Raw genomic sequence first — 13,731 nt, 5'->3', positions numbered from 1 at the left:
TGATCAGCGATGGCAAGGAAACTTTCCGAAATTTTTACCGACATCGAAAACGTATGGTCCAAAGCGGCCTTTAGCGCGGCAGAGGCCGTGGGCATCGCGATCGATGACCCCGACGACCCACACGTCGCCGTAGCCGTGCAGGACCAGCAGATCGTCTACATCGGTATCAGTGACGGGATGCTTCGCATACCGCTTGACCAGCTCCAGGACGCGCTCAACGCATGCATCTTCAACGCATTCAGCATGTGGCAGAAACAATCCAGGGAAGGGCTAGACAATGACAACGATTCCTAACGCAGGCCGTGAGATGCAGCTTTACCTGCACGCTCTTTCGTCATCTATCGCCTGCTCGTCACAGACCAAAGCTGTCGCGCTTGAGCTCGGCGACACGCGGGAGCCAAGCCCGGCCGCGCAGAAGGCGAAGGTGGCGGCACTACTTGATGCGGCGATGGCCTCGCTCGATGCCGTGATCCGGTCCAAAAAACTCCCACCGACCGACATTCCGGTAGCCACGCTCGGGCGCCGGCTGATCGAGCGCGGCGAGAAATACGACGCGGTCAATCGCACTTACACGCCGGGGCCTGGGTTCGCGGCTTACCTGGCTGCCCTCGTGGCGGATGAGGTTGCCACTGCGCAGACGCAGGCCACGCTCATGAAAGCGGACACAGAGGGCTGCTAGCTTCTCGTCGAATAGCTTTGACGCATGACGATGCGGCCGCCGCGATCGACTGCAGCCAACCGCGGCACCCAGTTTCCACATGGGTGCAGGCATCTACGTCCGCCGATGCATTGAGGTCCCTATCATGGCGCTTGCACGAGAGGGGTGGGGTCATGATCAAGGTTCTGCACGGATTACGCGACAAACTGGTTTCCCTGCATCGGGAGATTGAGCGTGAATTAGGCCAAAAGCCGACAGGGTTAGCCGCTCGCGAGCTGCTGGACGCCTTGGATGCGCAGCTTCGAACGATCACGGATGTGATTCCTGCCGATGCGCCTATGACGACAAGCATGCTGATGAATGATTCGGAGGACTGGATACGAGTCTCGGTGTTCGTGGAGACTGCACTACGCGATTTGAGCCGTCTCATTCAGGAATGCGGCAACATTGTTCACGAACGCAAACAACCGTTCCTACGGTTGATTCGGCGTATCGAGTCCGAAGGCTACGAAGTCGATGGGACCAGGTACACCCAGGTAAGTGACGGTCACGACTGGTCGGTTGACGAACTGGACAGCCCGGCAGTCCGGGTTCAGCTAGATGCTGAGCAGATCGCCCGCGCGGAACAAGCAGCCCAGTACCAGCAGCGGTTAGAACGCATGGATGCCGCTATCCAAGAGATCGAATTCGAGTACGCCGAACGCATCAGGAAGTTACCCAAAGCGGTGTCTCCGCCCCCAGCGGTCGGTAACCAAATCAGCAGCCCCGAGTAGACGATGGAACACCGGACCCGTGCCTCACGGAGCGAAGCGGTGAGTGCTAGGTCGCTGCCTTCCTAGTTTGGAGTCGCGCTTTCGACAGCGGGCTCGTCTCCGATCAGGTTGCTTTCCTTGAATATCTGAAGTCCTGCGCTGTTCACCAGGTAGTAGTAGGTGGCCTCAGTGGTGTTGGTGACAAACCATCCATCGGTAGCGACTTTAACGTTGGACAGTGTGAGCGTGGCGTTGTCGCTGAGCCGTAATCCACGATACGACAGACTGCCAGAGGCGGATCTGCAGATAACTACCGCAGATTCTGTGGTCCGCAATATGAACTCAGCCCGCGCCCCGGAAACGCAGCGCGCGAGCCCGTTGTAGCCGGTAAATCCTCTTGTGTCGGCGTCCGGCAGGACCATTGTGGGTGGTTCAGGTGGCCGGCTCGATGAACGATACGGAGCCTGCGACGGCGTTAGTGTGACTGAAACGGCGTCGGTCACCATTGGCACAGTTGGCGTTGACTCAATAGCCCGAGAGGTTTGCCCTGCGTCGGGCTGACGCATCAGCCATGCCGCGCCCACTACAAGGCATCCCAGAATCAGTGCGCCGCCAATAATGGCAGCGATGAGCGCCGTGTGTGAACCGGATTGCGCCGGGGCCGAACGGCCCTGGGCGGACACCACGGGTTGCGCGAGCGGCCGAATCTGCGTAGGCGGAGGGCCGTATACGCGCTGATTGGCCGGGTTGAGCTGTGTTTGGCTCATATCGGTTGGCGCGTAGCCGGAACGAAGCTGCGTATCGGTATTGCCGGCCAACGCGTCGGCAAATTGCCGACAGGTGCCAAAACGATCAGCGGGATCGATCGACAAAGCTTTCGCCATGGCTGCGTCATACGCGGCCAGTTCTGGTTTGACGTCCGAGAGTTTGCGCGCCGGAGTCCGGACACGCTGAATCAACATAGGAAGGCTGGGGTTCGACATGATTGCCGATCCGGTGAACAGCTGAAATGCCGTGGCCGCCAACGCATACTGATCGGCACGCCCATCCAACGTCTGTCCGGTGATCTGTTCAGGTGCGGCGTAACCAACAGTGCCGAGCACCATATTGGTGGCAGTCAGACTGCTCAGCAGATCATCAAGAGGGCGGGCAATGCCGAAGTCTGCAAGGAACATTGACTTGCGCCCTGTGCGGGCGTCGGTGGTCACTAATATGTTTGCGGGCTTGACGTCACGATGCAATAGATCCTGACCATGCGAGTAATCCAGCGCATCGGCAATCGCCGAAACGATCTGCAGTACTTCGATCGGAGCTAGGCCGTCTGAACCGCGTTCTTTCAACAGCTGAGTGCAATCAGCGCCGTCGATGTAGTCCATCGACATCCATAGCTGACCGTCATGATCGCCGCTGTGATGGACTTGCACGATGTTGGGGTGGCGCAACTTGGCTGCCAGCTTGATTTCACGCATGAATCGGTCGCGGTAGTCGTCATCTTCGCTGATCTGCGTCCGCAGTACCTTCAGCGCTTCAAGACGGTCCAGTCGGGTGTTTCGGACCAGGTACACATCACCCATCCCGCCGCTGCCCAGGAGGGACTGAACGGCATAACCTTCGAAAGCTGTCCCGTTCTCCAAGACCACGGATAGGACAGTACGCAAAACAACCGGCAACGGCAGCTCATATCGGTCAGAGTTATGCGCTGACGCTAAGGTGCTTCACCTGGGTGAGTCAGCAGTATCGGGAGATTGTGCTTCCGATACTTACTCTTGTCCTGTGACCTTCACTGCGCTGCATCGCATACTCGGTCGGGAGCCTGGTCCACTGACCAATGAGCTTCTCGATGAGGCGATCGCGGCAGCCGTAACCGAGACCGATGATCTGGATTGGAAATCGGAGCTTCCGGCAATAAAGGGACTTCCGCAGGGCGATGTTCCGAAGGACATCGCAGCGATGTCTAACAGCGGCGGCGGGGTGATTGTGTACGGGGTTGAGGAGGAGCAAAAAGCCGCCACAGTGCGTTGCGATGTCGGTGAGTTCTCCCAGGAGCACGAGCGCGCGTTCCGGAGCGCAGCTGTCACAGCGATTTCGCCGCCGGTGTTTGGGCTCGAGATCCAGCGCCTTGGCACTAGCCCTCGCGCGGTTGCGGTGGTCGTCCCGGCCAGTGTTGATGGGCCGCACTTGATATATCGCAATGACTACTTCGGCGCTCCGATCCGCAACGATGCCGACACCGTGTGGATGAAGGAACGGCAGATCGAGGCTATGTACCGAGCGCGATTCGATGAGCGCCGCCGAGCCGTGGAAGCGGTCGAGGGCCTATACGTCGAGACCGCCACAGGCCGCGACTCTGCCGACCGTGCCTGGCTGATCGCCGTCGCTCATCCGCGACTGCCTGGGCTTGCTCGCCCCACACGTGACGACGTCATAGACATCGTGAAGCGGGCGGGGACGATCACCCTCACGTACTCGAAGCGCGATGCCGTGCACCCAATTGAGAGTGTGGACCGCCTCAACCCCAGGCCAGGTCTGCGACGATGGGTCGCACCCAATTCGGCGACCAGCCAGGGCTTGAGGTGGCGCGAAGCGTGGGCGAGCGTTCACCACGATGGCTCGGTGACGATGGCCGCTGCAGTTGGTGGCTACCCCCGGACTTACGGCGGTAGTTTCGAGGGCTGGGAGATCGAAGCCCGGGGGATTGAGGCCGTTGTCGCGGACTTCACGGCCATGGTCCGTGCGACCGCTGCGGCGTTGCACCACGGCGAGTATGACGTGTGTGTCGGGATTGAGTGGGCAGGGGCGGACCACCTGCTCATCCTGACAATCGACAGTTTTGGTCAGACCTATGAAGGGGCGTCGACTCCACTGGCTTCCTACTCGCCGGTGCGCTCAACGCTGAACGCCGTCGCGTCCGACGCAGAGTTCCATCAACAGGTCTACGAACTTGCGCAGGATTGTGTGAACCAAGGAGGGATCACACATCTACACGTCATAGAACAGCCTGAGACAGAAGGGGATTAGCCGTTTTCGGGTACGTCGCGTATCTACGGCCGGTTTTGGCTTTGCAGAGCCAACAAACATGGCTAGGTACAGGTTCATTTAGGCAGATACCCGCAGATGTGCGATCGAACAGCCCCCGAGGCTCCCTGTTTCTTGCGCTTCATCGAAAGACAATGGGCTGCATCGCGGCTTATCTCGCGGCTGCGTGCAAGTATCGATGCATGTGCAAACGCCGGTTCGCTCTGACAGCTATTGCAGCCTTGGCTGCGGCGGCTATGTCGGCGTGCTCTACCACAGGCGTCGCCGGTGACGCGGTGCTGGCGACCGGCTCACCGATCACCCAGAAAGCCGACATCCTCGTGCCGTCCGAGTCACGGTACGTAGACGTGAGCGGAAAGGTGGTGGTGCCCCGGGATTCGTATGGCAGCCAATACGGAACTCAGCCATATCCCGGAATCGCTATCGGGCAACACCAATCTGATGGCTCGACAAAAGACTGCACTCTGGGCCCCGCGGTCATCGGCGCGCGAGGGAAGGGCTTTATCACGGCCGGTCACTGTGACCAGACGCCCGGCGGCGAAGTGTTCGTTTTCGCCGATGCCAATGCGGCCGAACCTGTTTCGATCAGCGTGATCACCGGGGCAGAAGACAAGCCGACCCCGCAGGGTTACAGCGACTCGGCGGTGATCTGGACCGGAGCGGTCGATGCCGGCGTCACTCGAATCGCCAGACGTTGGCCTGTGGTCGGGGTGATGACAGCGTCCGAGGTCCGCAGATTGCCGGCGGGAACTCCGATTTGCATCAACGGAGCCTGGAGCGGTGTGGTGTGTAGTCCGCTGATCGCCGCGGACGATCAATATGTCCGCACCCCACGCCTGGCGCAAGGCGGAGACTCTGGCGCGGCCGTCTTTGTGGTCGACCAAAAGGGCGAAGCTCGTCTGGTCGGTATCCACAGCGGATTTGAGAACGGTCAGGACGAAGCAACTTTCCTTGAGCCTGCCCTACAACGACTGGGCGCAACGGCACTCACTGCTCCCTGATCGCGCCGCCTTCGGTCGAGCCTGTCCGCACAGCGCAACATGCCCGCATGACTACTGAAGAGCGTGGCGGCGAAGACACCGTCGCCATCCGCGACCCACAAGCCCTGGCAGAAACAATCGACGCCTTTGATGCCCTGGCCAAAGACGACCCCGCCCCGCGCATCCTCAAACTGCTGAAACTGCCGGCGGCCACCGACGGCTCGTCCACCAATACAGCTGTCATCGAAATCGTGAAAGAGATCGCCGACGAGGCCTCCGCCCGCACCAAGGAACTACGCGGGATCGTCGAGGAGCTGCGCGAGTGGGCCACAGCCGAGGTAGGCACTGATCAGCAGGCCAGCGCGGAAATCAAAGCGACGGAAGGCTGATCAGGCATGAGCGAAGACAAACCCACCGATCTGGGTTCGGCAAGCGCACATGCGGAAGCACTCGCACTCTCGCGCCGCGCTACCGAACAACGGCGTCGCTGCACCGAACTCTCGGGGGAAAACAAGGGCAAGACCATCAACAAGGCCTGCGAACGGCTCATCGCGCAAGCCCAGGCCAACGAGCAGAAGGCCGACCGTCTGAACCTGGTGTGCGAGGCGCTGAAAATGCGGGAGGATGCGGCTCGAATCTGGAACCGCAACGCCCCTCGCGATTCAGAGCTGGCCGACGCCCGAAAGGCGATAGGCGCGGCCAGCGAGGAACTCAAACGGGTAGAGGGGGTCGCGGTGATCGCTGCTGACGCGAAAATGAAAGCAGCGATACAGCATTCAGCTGATCTGAACGAGCGCCGTAAGCAAGCCGACGAGGACTACGAGCGTGCCGAAAAGCGCGCCAGAGCCAAACTGTCAGAAGTTAAAGGCAAGAAGGGCAAAGACGGCGAGAATCACGGTAAGAAGACGCCCGGGCCCAACCCAACCTCTCAGACCAGATCCACGCCCGGACCCGCAGCGCCTGCTAAACCTTCAGCCGCCGCTCCCGCTCCGGCAACATCTACCAGCCGTGCGCTCAACGCCAGCGCCTCTGTTCCAGACAATTCGCTGAGTGATCTCCTTGTCCGAACGGGTCAGCTTCGGCCGCAGCGGGAAATGCAATCTCTTAATCAGACACCTTTTCAACAGCAGCCCCAGGTTGCCCCAGCCGCGACGACCGGTCAACAGTCGCCGGCCGCAGCGTCTGCGCGGCCGGATAACCGCAAGTCCGAGGACGCCATTAGTGCGAGTGACATTCCCAATGTTCCAGTCGCAGTGCCCATGTCGACGCAGTTGCCGACCGCTGCGACAACGACGGCCACTGCTCAGACGCCCCGTGACGTCTCTGGGACAAGTGTCAAAGGTCTGCACACCGAGGCCGAAGTCGGGGGACGGCCCGGGGGCCTACGCACGTGGGCATCCGGGGCAACCGGACTTGCCAATGCCACTGGTTTCAACGCCGCGCAGTCTCAGGCCGGCACAGCTCAAACAAGCATGGGCCAGCCGGGAATGGTTCCGCCTTTCACCGCGGCTGGCGGGCCAGGTGCAGCCAAAGGAACACCGAAAATTCACGCAGCCCACCCCGCGATCGAATACGAGCAGGGTGTCGTGCCAGGCGGGACGATTGCACAGAACCGACCTGACCGTGACAACGAGAACAAGAACGGCCGCAAGCCATGAGTAACGCCGAACCCGACGCTGCGGCATACGGTCTCGCCGCTCTACATCTCGCATGGGACGAATTCCAGCCAGCGGTGGCGTCACTGGTTCACTGCGGCACCACGGCCGAAGCAATGCGTACATGGCATCTCGGCGGCGGTTTCGATGGCACGGTCACTTACCTCGAAGTCTTCTACGAAATACTGGCGACGAATCCGCTCGCGGTGGTCGCTGCCGACGAGCTAGGTGTGCTTGGTTGTGTGCGCAACGAGATGTGGGTAACCGCAATCCCGACCTGGCAACGTATCTCCGAACGCGCGGCGGGTCTACGCGTGCCAAGGTATCCCGATACCGAGCGGTGTTACCGCCGGGCCGCAGTCGAATACACCATCGAGGAATGCACGCTTGTCGCCGGCGAGTCCGATGAATCGCCTCCGCCGAAAACCGCAGTGCCGGCGTTCGTCGAGGTGTATGCCGCCTCACGCGTTCGGTGGAACGACAGGGGATTTGAGCTCACCGCCTGTCATGACGGCGATGCCGATGCGGCGGCAAGGGCTGTGTTGCGCGATCTCATCGACGCCGACCCAATTGCTCGTTCAGCTGAGGCGTCACTGTCGGATCCTTGGCGCCGCGCCGCGGCCGGAATCGTTGACGAAGACTGGCCTTCGATTCGCGAACGGGCCGAGACGCTGGAGGCGGTCTCGGTGATCTTGGATCCCGCAGCGCTATGAGCTCATCGGCAATTCGATGCGCGAACGTTCTTCAATGAGGCAGAACAATCGCGTGGAGCCTTGATTTCGACAAAAAGGGTTGAGCCGCAGATTCGCGCGGTGCGAACCCAACCGTAGTCGGCGAGTGGCTGACTACGAGGTAGGACTATGAACGCGTAGCTGAGACGACTACGGATCGGAGCAGATCGGACTGCAGGCTTTTGGGGATTGCACGCCAGATGGCTGCCGGATCGAATTCATCAGACATTCCGGGCGCTCTACGTGACCGGAGCGTCACGATTCGGCTACCGGTCCGTACGTTGAAACGCTTGTGCCAGTTGGCTAGTCGATGGTCGCGTCCAGTGCATGTCGAGATCTCGTTCCGGGCACGACAGGTGTAGTGGCATATTTCGGCTGCATGTGTGTCCGCACTTGCTGCATCTGGGCGTGGCATTCAGTATGGCTGCGTGAATGGGTTTGCTAGGAGGGGAGCGTGCAGACTGACCGCCGCCGGCCAACCTGCCTGAGTGGGACAGCTGGACGAAGCGAAGGGTGAGGTCAGTGGTCTTTTTGAGGCACTTCACGCAGTACGCGTCATCTTTGGATGAATTTTTGACGCAGTATGACCCGGGGGAGGTAGCGAGTCAGCCGGAGGCTTTTATAGGTTCAGTCTCCAACAGCGATGTGCGGCTGCGAGTGGCGATCACCATCCGCATGCTTGACGATGGAGGTGATCCCTCATATCAAGAGGGCAGCATCAATGCATTGCACGCAATGTTTGGACGTCTTGACAAGCGGCATCCCGAGCTGGAGGCACCGATGGTGCGTCGGTTGATTGAGGCCGGTGCTGACGTGAACTTGTATTCGCGGCGTACGCCAACGCCGCTTATTTTGATGCTGTCGAATGATCATTTACCCGGCGAGGATGCCGCGCCGTTTTATGACGTCTTCCTGGAACGGCCAGAGTTGGATTTATCGCTGCCGCTGGAGTACGGCAAACCCCGCACCGTCCGTGAAGGTCTGGAGTACATGGGTGCGCATACTCGACCATTGCTTGGTGAGAAGCTTCGTTTGCGCGATGAAAAATTCGGAGCGACCTGAGGTCGAGTCAATCCTGTTATCGGGCAAGCGTTTCCATGGAAACCTTGGATGTCTAATACGACACCTGTAGTGGTTTGTTTCGGTTGCGTGTGTGATCACACTTGCTGCACCCAGGCTGTCGGATTCATTATGGCTGGGTGAGTGGGTTTGCTGCTGGGCATCCGCGCGATGATTGCGTGGGGATGGACTGCGTGATCCATAACCCCAGCAGCCACCACATGCATGACTGGCCGCAACGCTGGTGGGCTAACGGTGTTCTGGACCGTATCTGTGTGCACGGGCAGGCCCATCCTGATCCGGATCAATTCGCGTTGTGGGTTGCTCGGGGTTGGGAGAGGTTCGCGGTGCATGAGTGCGATGGCTGCTGCGCGCACGAGGGGTGCGTGCAGATCGGCCACCGCACCGCAGCTGACATCGAGTCCGAGCTATCTCTGCTGAAGGCGGTGCGGGAAGTCCTCGCAAGCCGCGGCGCCGCCACCCCTGGTCCCAAATTGGAGGAAACGCTGCGTGGGGAACTCCAACAATTGCAAGACCCGGGCGAAGATCGCTAGCAGCTCTGCCAGCATTGAGCTGTGTGAGATCGGGTGCGTGCCCGCAGATCCCATCCGGATGGGAAAATGCCTCGATGCATGATGAGCCCGTGATTCCCGCGACGATTGGTCGAGGCAAGTTTGAGGCGGCTGTGGTGGCTGCGCGGATCATTTCGTTGGCCGAGATCGTGATGATGCCCGGGTTTACAGATTTGACGATGGAGCAGAACCGGCGTGTGGCGTTCACGCCGATGAATCTTCAGTGGGTGTCTCGGCCTGTGTATTGGATGCAGCGTGGTCGTAGCGCCGCAACACTGCGGGGAATCAGTGGCGAGTACCAAACCGAGCAAGTGCAGCTAGAAGATCGAGCAAGTGCAGCTAGAAGATAGGGTGCGCGTCAAGTTGCGTCATGTCATCGCCGCCGCTGCGGCGGGTGATGACCGGTTACTTGACGAACTGGAGTTTGGGGCGCCGTCACCAGCGTCAAACTTGGCCAAGCTCGACGAGCTCCTCGGCGGCGGGTACGGCCTTGTCGCGGTGCTGGATTCACCGGTCGTCGATATGGCGGGGCCTCTGGGAGCTATCGCGGCATCAGCCGATCCAGCGCAGCGTGTGCAGCTGGCGTTGGCGCGTTGGAATCCCGGTTTTCTGGAGATGATTCCGGGGTTCGCTGCCGCACTGCACAGCCGCCTGCGTGATGTGCGGGTGTGTTATTGGCGTGATGAAGGCCCGGCGCTGCTCTACTTCGTTGAGGCCGCCGACGGTGAGGTGGTGGTTTGGGTTGGCTGGGATCCACGAACCTTCACCGGATCAACACCGCCGTTGTGGCAGACCTTGCCGACGCCGGCGCGCGAGTTTCTCCGCGATGTGCATCCAGGGTTCACCATCTTGGATGGGGAGTCGTTTGGCCTGGCCCAACCCTCGTACATGTCCACTTTCGCGGTCTGGGCGGGCTGGCCCACTGGTATCCCGGACTGGGATCGCCCCGAGGTCATCGCTTCCGCCGACATGCTGTGGCTGACCACCAACGGGGGCGACACCGCTCTCTGTACCTCACCGCATCTAGAAGTTGGTCAGTTAGCGGTGGTCTTCGAAAACGACATCGACATCTCAGACCTCGGCGCCGAACTTGACCAACTAATGCTCCGCCCCCTGGGTCTCTAAGCTGCTGCCGATATGCCGCACATCGACGTGAATGGGCAATCGATCCACTACACCGACGGCGGGGACTAGCCATTGCGGGTGGTGCGGCGCCCAGCTTGGAGCAGCCCGGGAAGCTAGCCGGGTGACTCGACGTCCTGTCCCGACTCGTAGTGAATCGTGACCGGGAAGCCGGTCACCTCCTCGATCAGCATCGCGCCCAGTGGCTTCATCTCGTAGTACCGGTGAACCTTGCCCTGTGCGTCAGGTGCTGTGGTGCAGGGGCCGTTCGGACATATCACTTTGGTCGGCACAGCGAGCCCCGCGATCAGCAGGGCGACGGTTATGCCGGTGACGATCATGATTCTCTTCAGGTCAGCCCCATCCTTCTTCCCGGGGCCGCTCGTCGAACGCGCGCGAGGCCAGCGGCGCCCATGCGCGGCTCCACACCTCGCGCACGCCGACGCCGAACAGCACCAGCACCAACACTGCGACGAGGTTCAGCGCAGCCCCGCTCCGGTAGTAGAGTGCGGTGAGGATCACGCCAGCGCCCACGGCCGGGGTGAGAGCCGTTGCGACCCCGGCCAGCCACCGACCTACTGCGACAGCTTCGACAACTGCGGCGAGCAGGGTCACTGCAAGCGCGACTGCCGCGACGGTTGCGATGATGTTCGCGCTGTAGAACGGGTCGGCCAACCCCGGCGGCGGCTGATCGGTCAGCGGCTTGTAAGCGGCCCAGCCGAAGTCGCCCTGGCCCAATCCGACACCGAAGATCGATTCGTCGTAATCGGCATAGCGTCGCGGCAACCCGAACGGGGTCATCTCGGATATGAGCCGAGCGACGACAAAGACCCACCACAAGACGTCCCCGGTGACGCGAGCGACCCTGGCGATGAGGTAGCGCCCACTGGTCAGCTCGACGAGGCTCACTCGATTACCCAGACACCATTGGGCCCAATATGCGGCGACGGCATGAAACACGGTGGGGTGCCCGGCACGTACGGGGGCGTACACGGCTGCGGGAGGCATGGCTGCCCGTTCCAGCCGCTCGGCTGGTTCGCTGGGCACACCGCCATCGGATCAGCCTGGGCGGTTGGCGTACCTGCGAGCGCTGCCGCCGCAGTGAGCACTACCGCGAGAATCGCGCGAAGCATTGCCAAGAGTGCCGGGTTCGATCTGAACAGCGTGGTGGACTCCATCTGCTCAGTTAACTCCACCGAGTCCATCCGTCAACGTGCCACGCTCCGTCTTCGAAGAGCATGGTTATCCGGACTTTCTCATGGTTAAGACCTGGGCGTATGTCGCGGTCGTAGTACGCGACACTTTCGATGTAGCTGGGCTCTCCCCGGTTGAGATCCAGTGTTGTTTTGATGCTTGATAGGTTCGGCTCCATCCCGTCCCGAAAGATCATGTTCCGGAGATAGTTTCGGGCCTCCGCCTCCGGCAGTGCTCGAACCTTCGCGAGTAGCGCATCGGACAGGTAAGAGTCGATCGATTGAGATCGTGAAACCCCCATGATGAGCAAGTCGACAGCAATCCTTGCTAATCCTTTGTCTGCGAATGGATTCCATCTTTCGCTGCTGTCACCCCGCACGGAAGCTCCCGAATTGGTTGATGTCTCGGACAGGGATTCTGCCGACGGGGTGCAGCCGGAGAGCAGTACTGTTACTGCTAGTGCCGCTGCGATTCTTTGTGGTCGCGCTCCGCGGAACGTGTTAGCGGAACGCCAGCGTGTCTCCGCCAGTTTGGTCCCCTCGATCATCGTCACCCCTGTTCGCAACGTACAACTTTCATAGCAGAAAGACTCTGAGGGTCTAGATCGGTCCGATCTTCCCTTGGTGTTGCGGGCAGAGTTGGACTGCTGCGTACTGGGCGAACAGCGTCGCGTAGTACTCGGCGCTGTTGTCATCGCGGTCGTAGGCGTTCTTCACGGCGTTGATCGCGGCCGCGGTACCGCCGGTATCGAAGCCTCGGCATGCGCGATATCCAACGTTGATCGCGTCCTGTGCGCACCCGGCGCAGGTGGTCGCATAGTGATCGAGCGAGTCGATCGCGGCGATGAATCCCGCCTCATCGGCGGATGATTGCGGCGCGAGGACCACGGACAGTCCCGCGAACACGAGAATCGCAATGGCTAGTTTCCATACTGCGAACAGTCTCGGCGCATCAGCCATTCGGGATCCCCTCCATAAGTGGTCGCCCCAACCGTGAGGGAAGCCTACAGTTGCGCGGCGAAGTTGGAAGCTCTCACCACGATGAGACTTTTTCGACGCTGACGAACACACCGTGGCCAGTTGTCGTGTTAGTGAAGGTGGTGCCTGAGGCGGACGCTTCTATCGTCCATGACATGGCGCTGTAGGTGCTGTAGTCGAGAGTGACCGGGTGGATATCACCCAAGTCGCCGGAAACCCATTGCCGTGTACCGCTAGAGGTAAAGCGGATACCGTTCGCAGGGTACCCGTCCACGTGAGGTGCATTCTGAAACCGGCTCTGGCAGTCGACTTCGAATTCGCTTATCTGGCAACGCGTTGCGCCCGATTTGGTGGATATGTACACCATTCCGCTTGCGCCTGGATAAAGGGGTGTGGCCAATGGAGCGGGTGCGGTGGTCGTTGTGCTCGTGGGTCGCGATGACACGGTCGGGTTTGAACGGTCCGCGTCTTGTCCGATCTGGAGGGTGATGCCTCGCCTTGCTTCTGACTCGGTGTAGTTGACCTCGCCACGATGCGAGGCTTCTACCTTGTAGAACTTTTTTCCGGTTGGCACATCGGGGATTTCGAACGGAAGTGAGCATGTGCCTTGCGCGCTGGTGCCGGACTGTAGTTGTGATTTAGCGAGCAGAGTTCCTGACTCGTCGGACACTGTGACGGCGGTTCCTGGCCCGATGTCTCGATAACCGCCGATGCCGCGGCAGCTGGAGCCGGGTGGGACCGAGACGTTGTCGTCGTAGATCGTGATGCTGCCGTTGATGGTGAATGAGCGGGGCGTCGTCAGGTGGGAGTACAACATGAAGGCGCCTATACCGATGGCAGCGATCACAATCGCACCTGTGAAACCGATCATGACTGCGGTAGCTGGGCGTACGGATTTTCCCGGGGATTCGTCAATCCCGAGCTCTTGTGGTTCGGTGGCACCGCCCATGGATCCCTCCCCAGGTCTGAAATTGATCAGCGGATATTACGCCTTG

At 60.5% G+C, this 13,731-nt stretch carries 17 protein-coding genes; 12 read left to right on the top strand and 5 right to left on the bottom strand.

What is annotated here, in order from left to right; all coding sequences use genetic code 11:
• Nucleotides 1–9 precede the first annotated feature (9 nt).
• From B4400_RS12095 to B4400_RS12085, 3 genes are all read left to right on the top strand, one after another.
• The gene (locus tag B4400_RS12095) at nt 10–294 is read left to right on the top strand and encodes a hypothetical protein (RefSeq protein WP_070926324.1); all 285 of its coding nucleotides are present in this window, start codon (nt 10–12) and stop codon (nt 292–294) included.
• The gene (locus B4400_RS12090) at nt 278–679 is read left to right on the top strand and encodes a hypothetical protein (RefSeq protein WP_078311294.1); all 402 of its coding nucleotides are present in this window, start codon (nt 278–280) and stop codon (nt 677–679) included. Before B4400_RS12095 ends, B4400_RS12090 begins: the two co-directional genes overlap by 17 nt.
• Nucleotides 680–831: 152 nt before the next feature.
• On the top strand, nt 832–1,431 hold the full coding sequence (locus B4400_RS12085; RefSeq protein WP_078311293.1) for a hypothetical protein: 600 nt from the start codon (nt 832–834) through the stop codon (nt 1,429–1,431).
• A 62-nt stretch (nt 1,432–1,493) separates the two neighbouring features.
• Here the strand turns inward: B4400_RS12085 and B4400_RS12080 are convergent, their stop codons facing one another.
• On the bottom strand, nt 1,494–3,050 hold the full coding sequence (locus B4400_RS12080; protein ID WP_139361790.1) for a serine/threonine-protein kinase: 1,557 nt from the start codon (nt 3,048–3,050) through the stop codon (nt 1,494–1,496).
• A gap of 133 nt (nt 3,051–3,183) precedes the next feature.
• Between B4400_RS12080 and B4400_RS12075 the strand changes: the two genes are divergently transcribed.
• The 9 genes from B4400_RS12075 (at nt 3,184) to B4400_RS12035 (ending at nt 10,568) form a co-directional block, all read left to right on the top strand.
• The gene (locus tag B4400_RS12075) at nt 3,184–4,428 is read left to right on the top strand and encodes an AlbA family DNA-binding domain-containing protein (RefSeq protein ID WP_078311291.1); all 1,245 of its coding nucleotides are present in this window, start codon (nt 3,184–3,186) and stop codon (nt 4,426–4,428) included.
• Between the two features lie 254 nt (nt 4,429–4,682).
• A complete protein-coding gene (locus B4400_RS12070) occupies nt 4,683–5,447 on the top strand; it encodes a chymotrypsin family serine protease (RefSeq protein WP_286151312.1) in 765 nt (254 codons plus the stop codon).
• Between the two features lie 47 nt (nt 5,448–5,494).
• Entirely contained in the window at nt 5,495–5,815 is a 321-nt protein-coding gene (locus B4400_RS12065; protein WP_057965311.1) for a hypothetical protein, read from the top strand.
• 6 nt (nt 5,816–5,821) lie between these two features.
• Nucleotides 5,822–7,084: a hypothetical protein gene (locus B4400_RS12060; protein WP_078311290.1), complete on the top strand. Its 1,263-nt coding sequence runs from the start codon at nt 5,822–5,824 to the stop codon at nt 7,082–7,084.
• Nucleotides 7,081–7,794 (top strand): hypothetical protein, encoded by a 714-nt coding sequence (locus B4400_RS12055; RefSeq protein WP_078311289.1) that lies wholly within the window; start codon nt 7,081–7,083, stop codon nt 7,792–7,794. The genes B4400_RS12060 and B4400_RS12055 overlap by 4 nt, the downstream gene beginning before the upstream one ends.
• A gap of 540 nt (nt 7,795–8,334) precedes the next feature.
• Entirely contained in the window at nt 8,335–8,874 is a 540-nt protein-coding gene (locus tag B4400_RS12050; RefSeq protein ID WP_139361371.1) for an ankyrin repeat domain-containing protein, read from the top strand.
• 137 nt (nt 8,875–9,011) lie between these two features.
• Nucleotides 9,012–9,425: a hypothetical protein gene (locus B4400_RS12045; protein ID WP_139361370.1), complete on the top strand. Its 414-nt coding sequence runs from the start codon at nt 9,012–9,014 to the stop codon at nt 9,423–9,425.
• A gap of 74 nt (nt 9,426–9,499) precedes the next feature.
• Nucleotides 9,500–9,793 (top strand): hypothetical protein, encoded by a 294-nt coding sequence (locus tag B4400_RS12040; RefSeq protein ID WP_078311286.1) that lies wholly within the window; start codon nt 9,500–9,502, stop codon nt 9,791–9,793.
• A 1-nt stretch (nt 9,794) separates the two neighbouring features.
• Nucleotides 9,795–10,568 (top strand): hypothetical protein, encoded by a 774-nt coding sequence (locus B4400_RS12035; protein ID WP_078311285.1) that lies wholly within the window; start codon nt 9,795–9,797, stop codon nt 10,566–10,568.
• 113 nt (nt 10,569–10,681) lie between these two features.
• On the opposite strand, the gene B4400_RS12030 is transcribed toward B4400_RS12035, so the two are convergent.
• The 4 genes from B4400_RS12030 to B4400_RS24385 all read right to left on the bottom strand — a co-directional run bounded on the left by B4400_RS12030 (nt 10,682) and on the right by B4400_RS24385 (nt 13,685).
• Nucleotides 10,682–10,906, bottom strand: coding sequence for a hypothetical protein (locus tag B4400_RS12030; protein ID WP_286151310.1), 225 nt, complete (start codon nt 10,904–10,906; stop codon nt 10,682–10,684).
• Between the two features lie 13 nt (nt 10,907–10,919).
• The gene (locus tag B4400_RS12025; protein WP_286151308.1) at nt 10,920–11,612 is read right to left on the bottom strand and encodes a hypothetical protein; all 693 of its coding nucleotides are present in this window, start codon (nt 11,610–11,612) and stop codon (nt 10,920–10,922) included.
• 746 nt (nt 11,613–12,358) lie between these two features.
• Nucleotides 12,359–12,718, bottom strand: coding sequence for a DUF732 domain-containing protein (locus B4400_RS12015; RefSeq protein WP_078311282.1), 360 nt, complete (start codon nt 12,716–12,718; stop codon nt 12,359–12,361).
• 73 nt (nt 12,719–12,791) lie between these two features.
• A complete protein-coding gene (locus B4400_RS24385) occupies nt 12,792–13,685 on the bottom strand; it encodes a hypothetical protein (RefSeq protein ID WP_139361369.1) in 894 nt (297 codons plus the stop codon).
• Nucleotides 13,686–13,731: the final 46 nt, after the last annotated feature.

It is taken from the genome of Mycobacterium sp. D16Q13 (assembly GCF_002013375.1).
GTDB lineage: Bacteria > Actinomycetota > Actinomycetes > Mycobacteriales > Mycobacteriaceae > Mycobacterium.
Note: the sequence above shows the minus strand (reverse complement) of the source record. Positions and strands in the feature narration are given on the sequence as shown.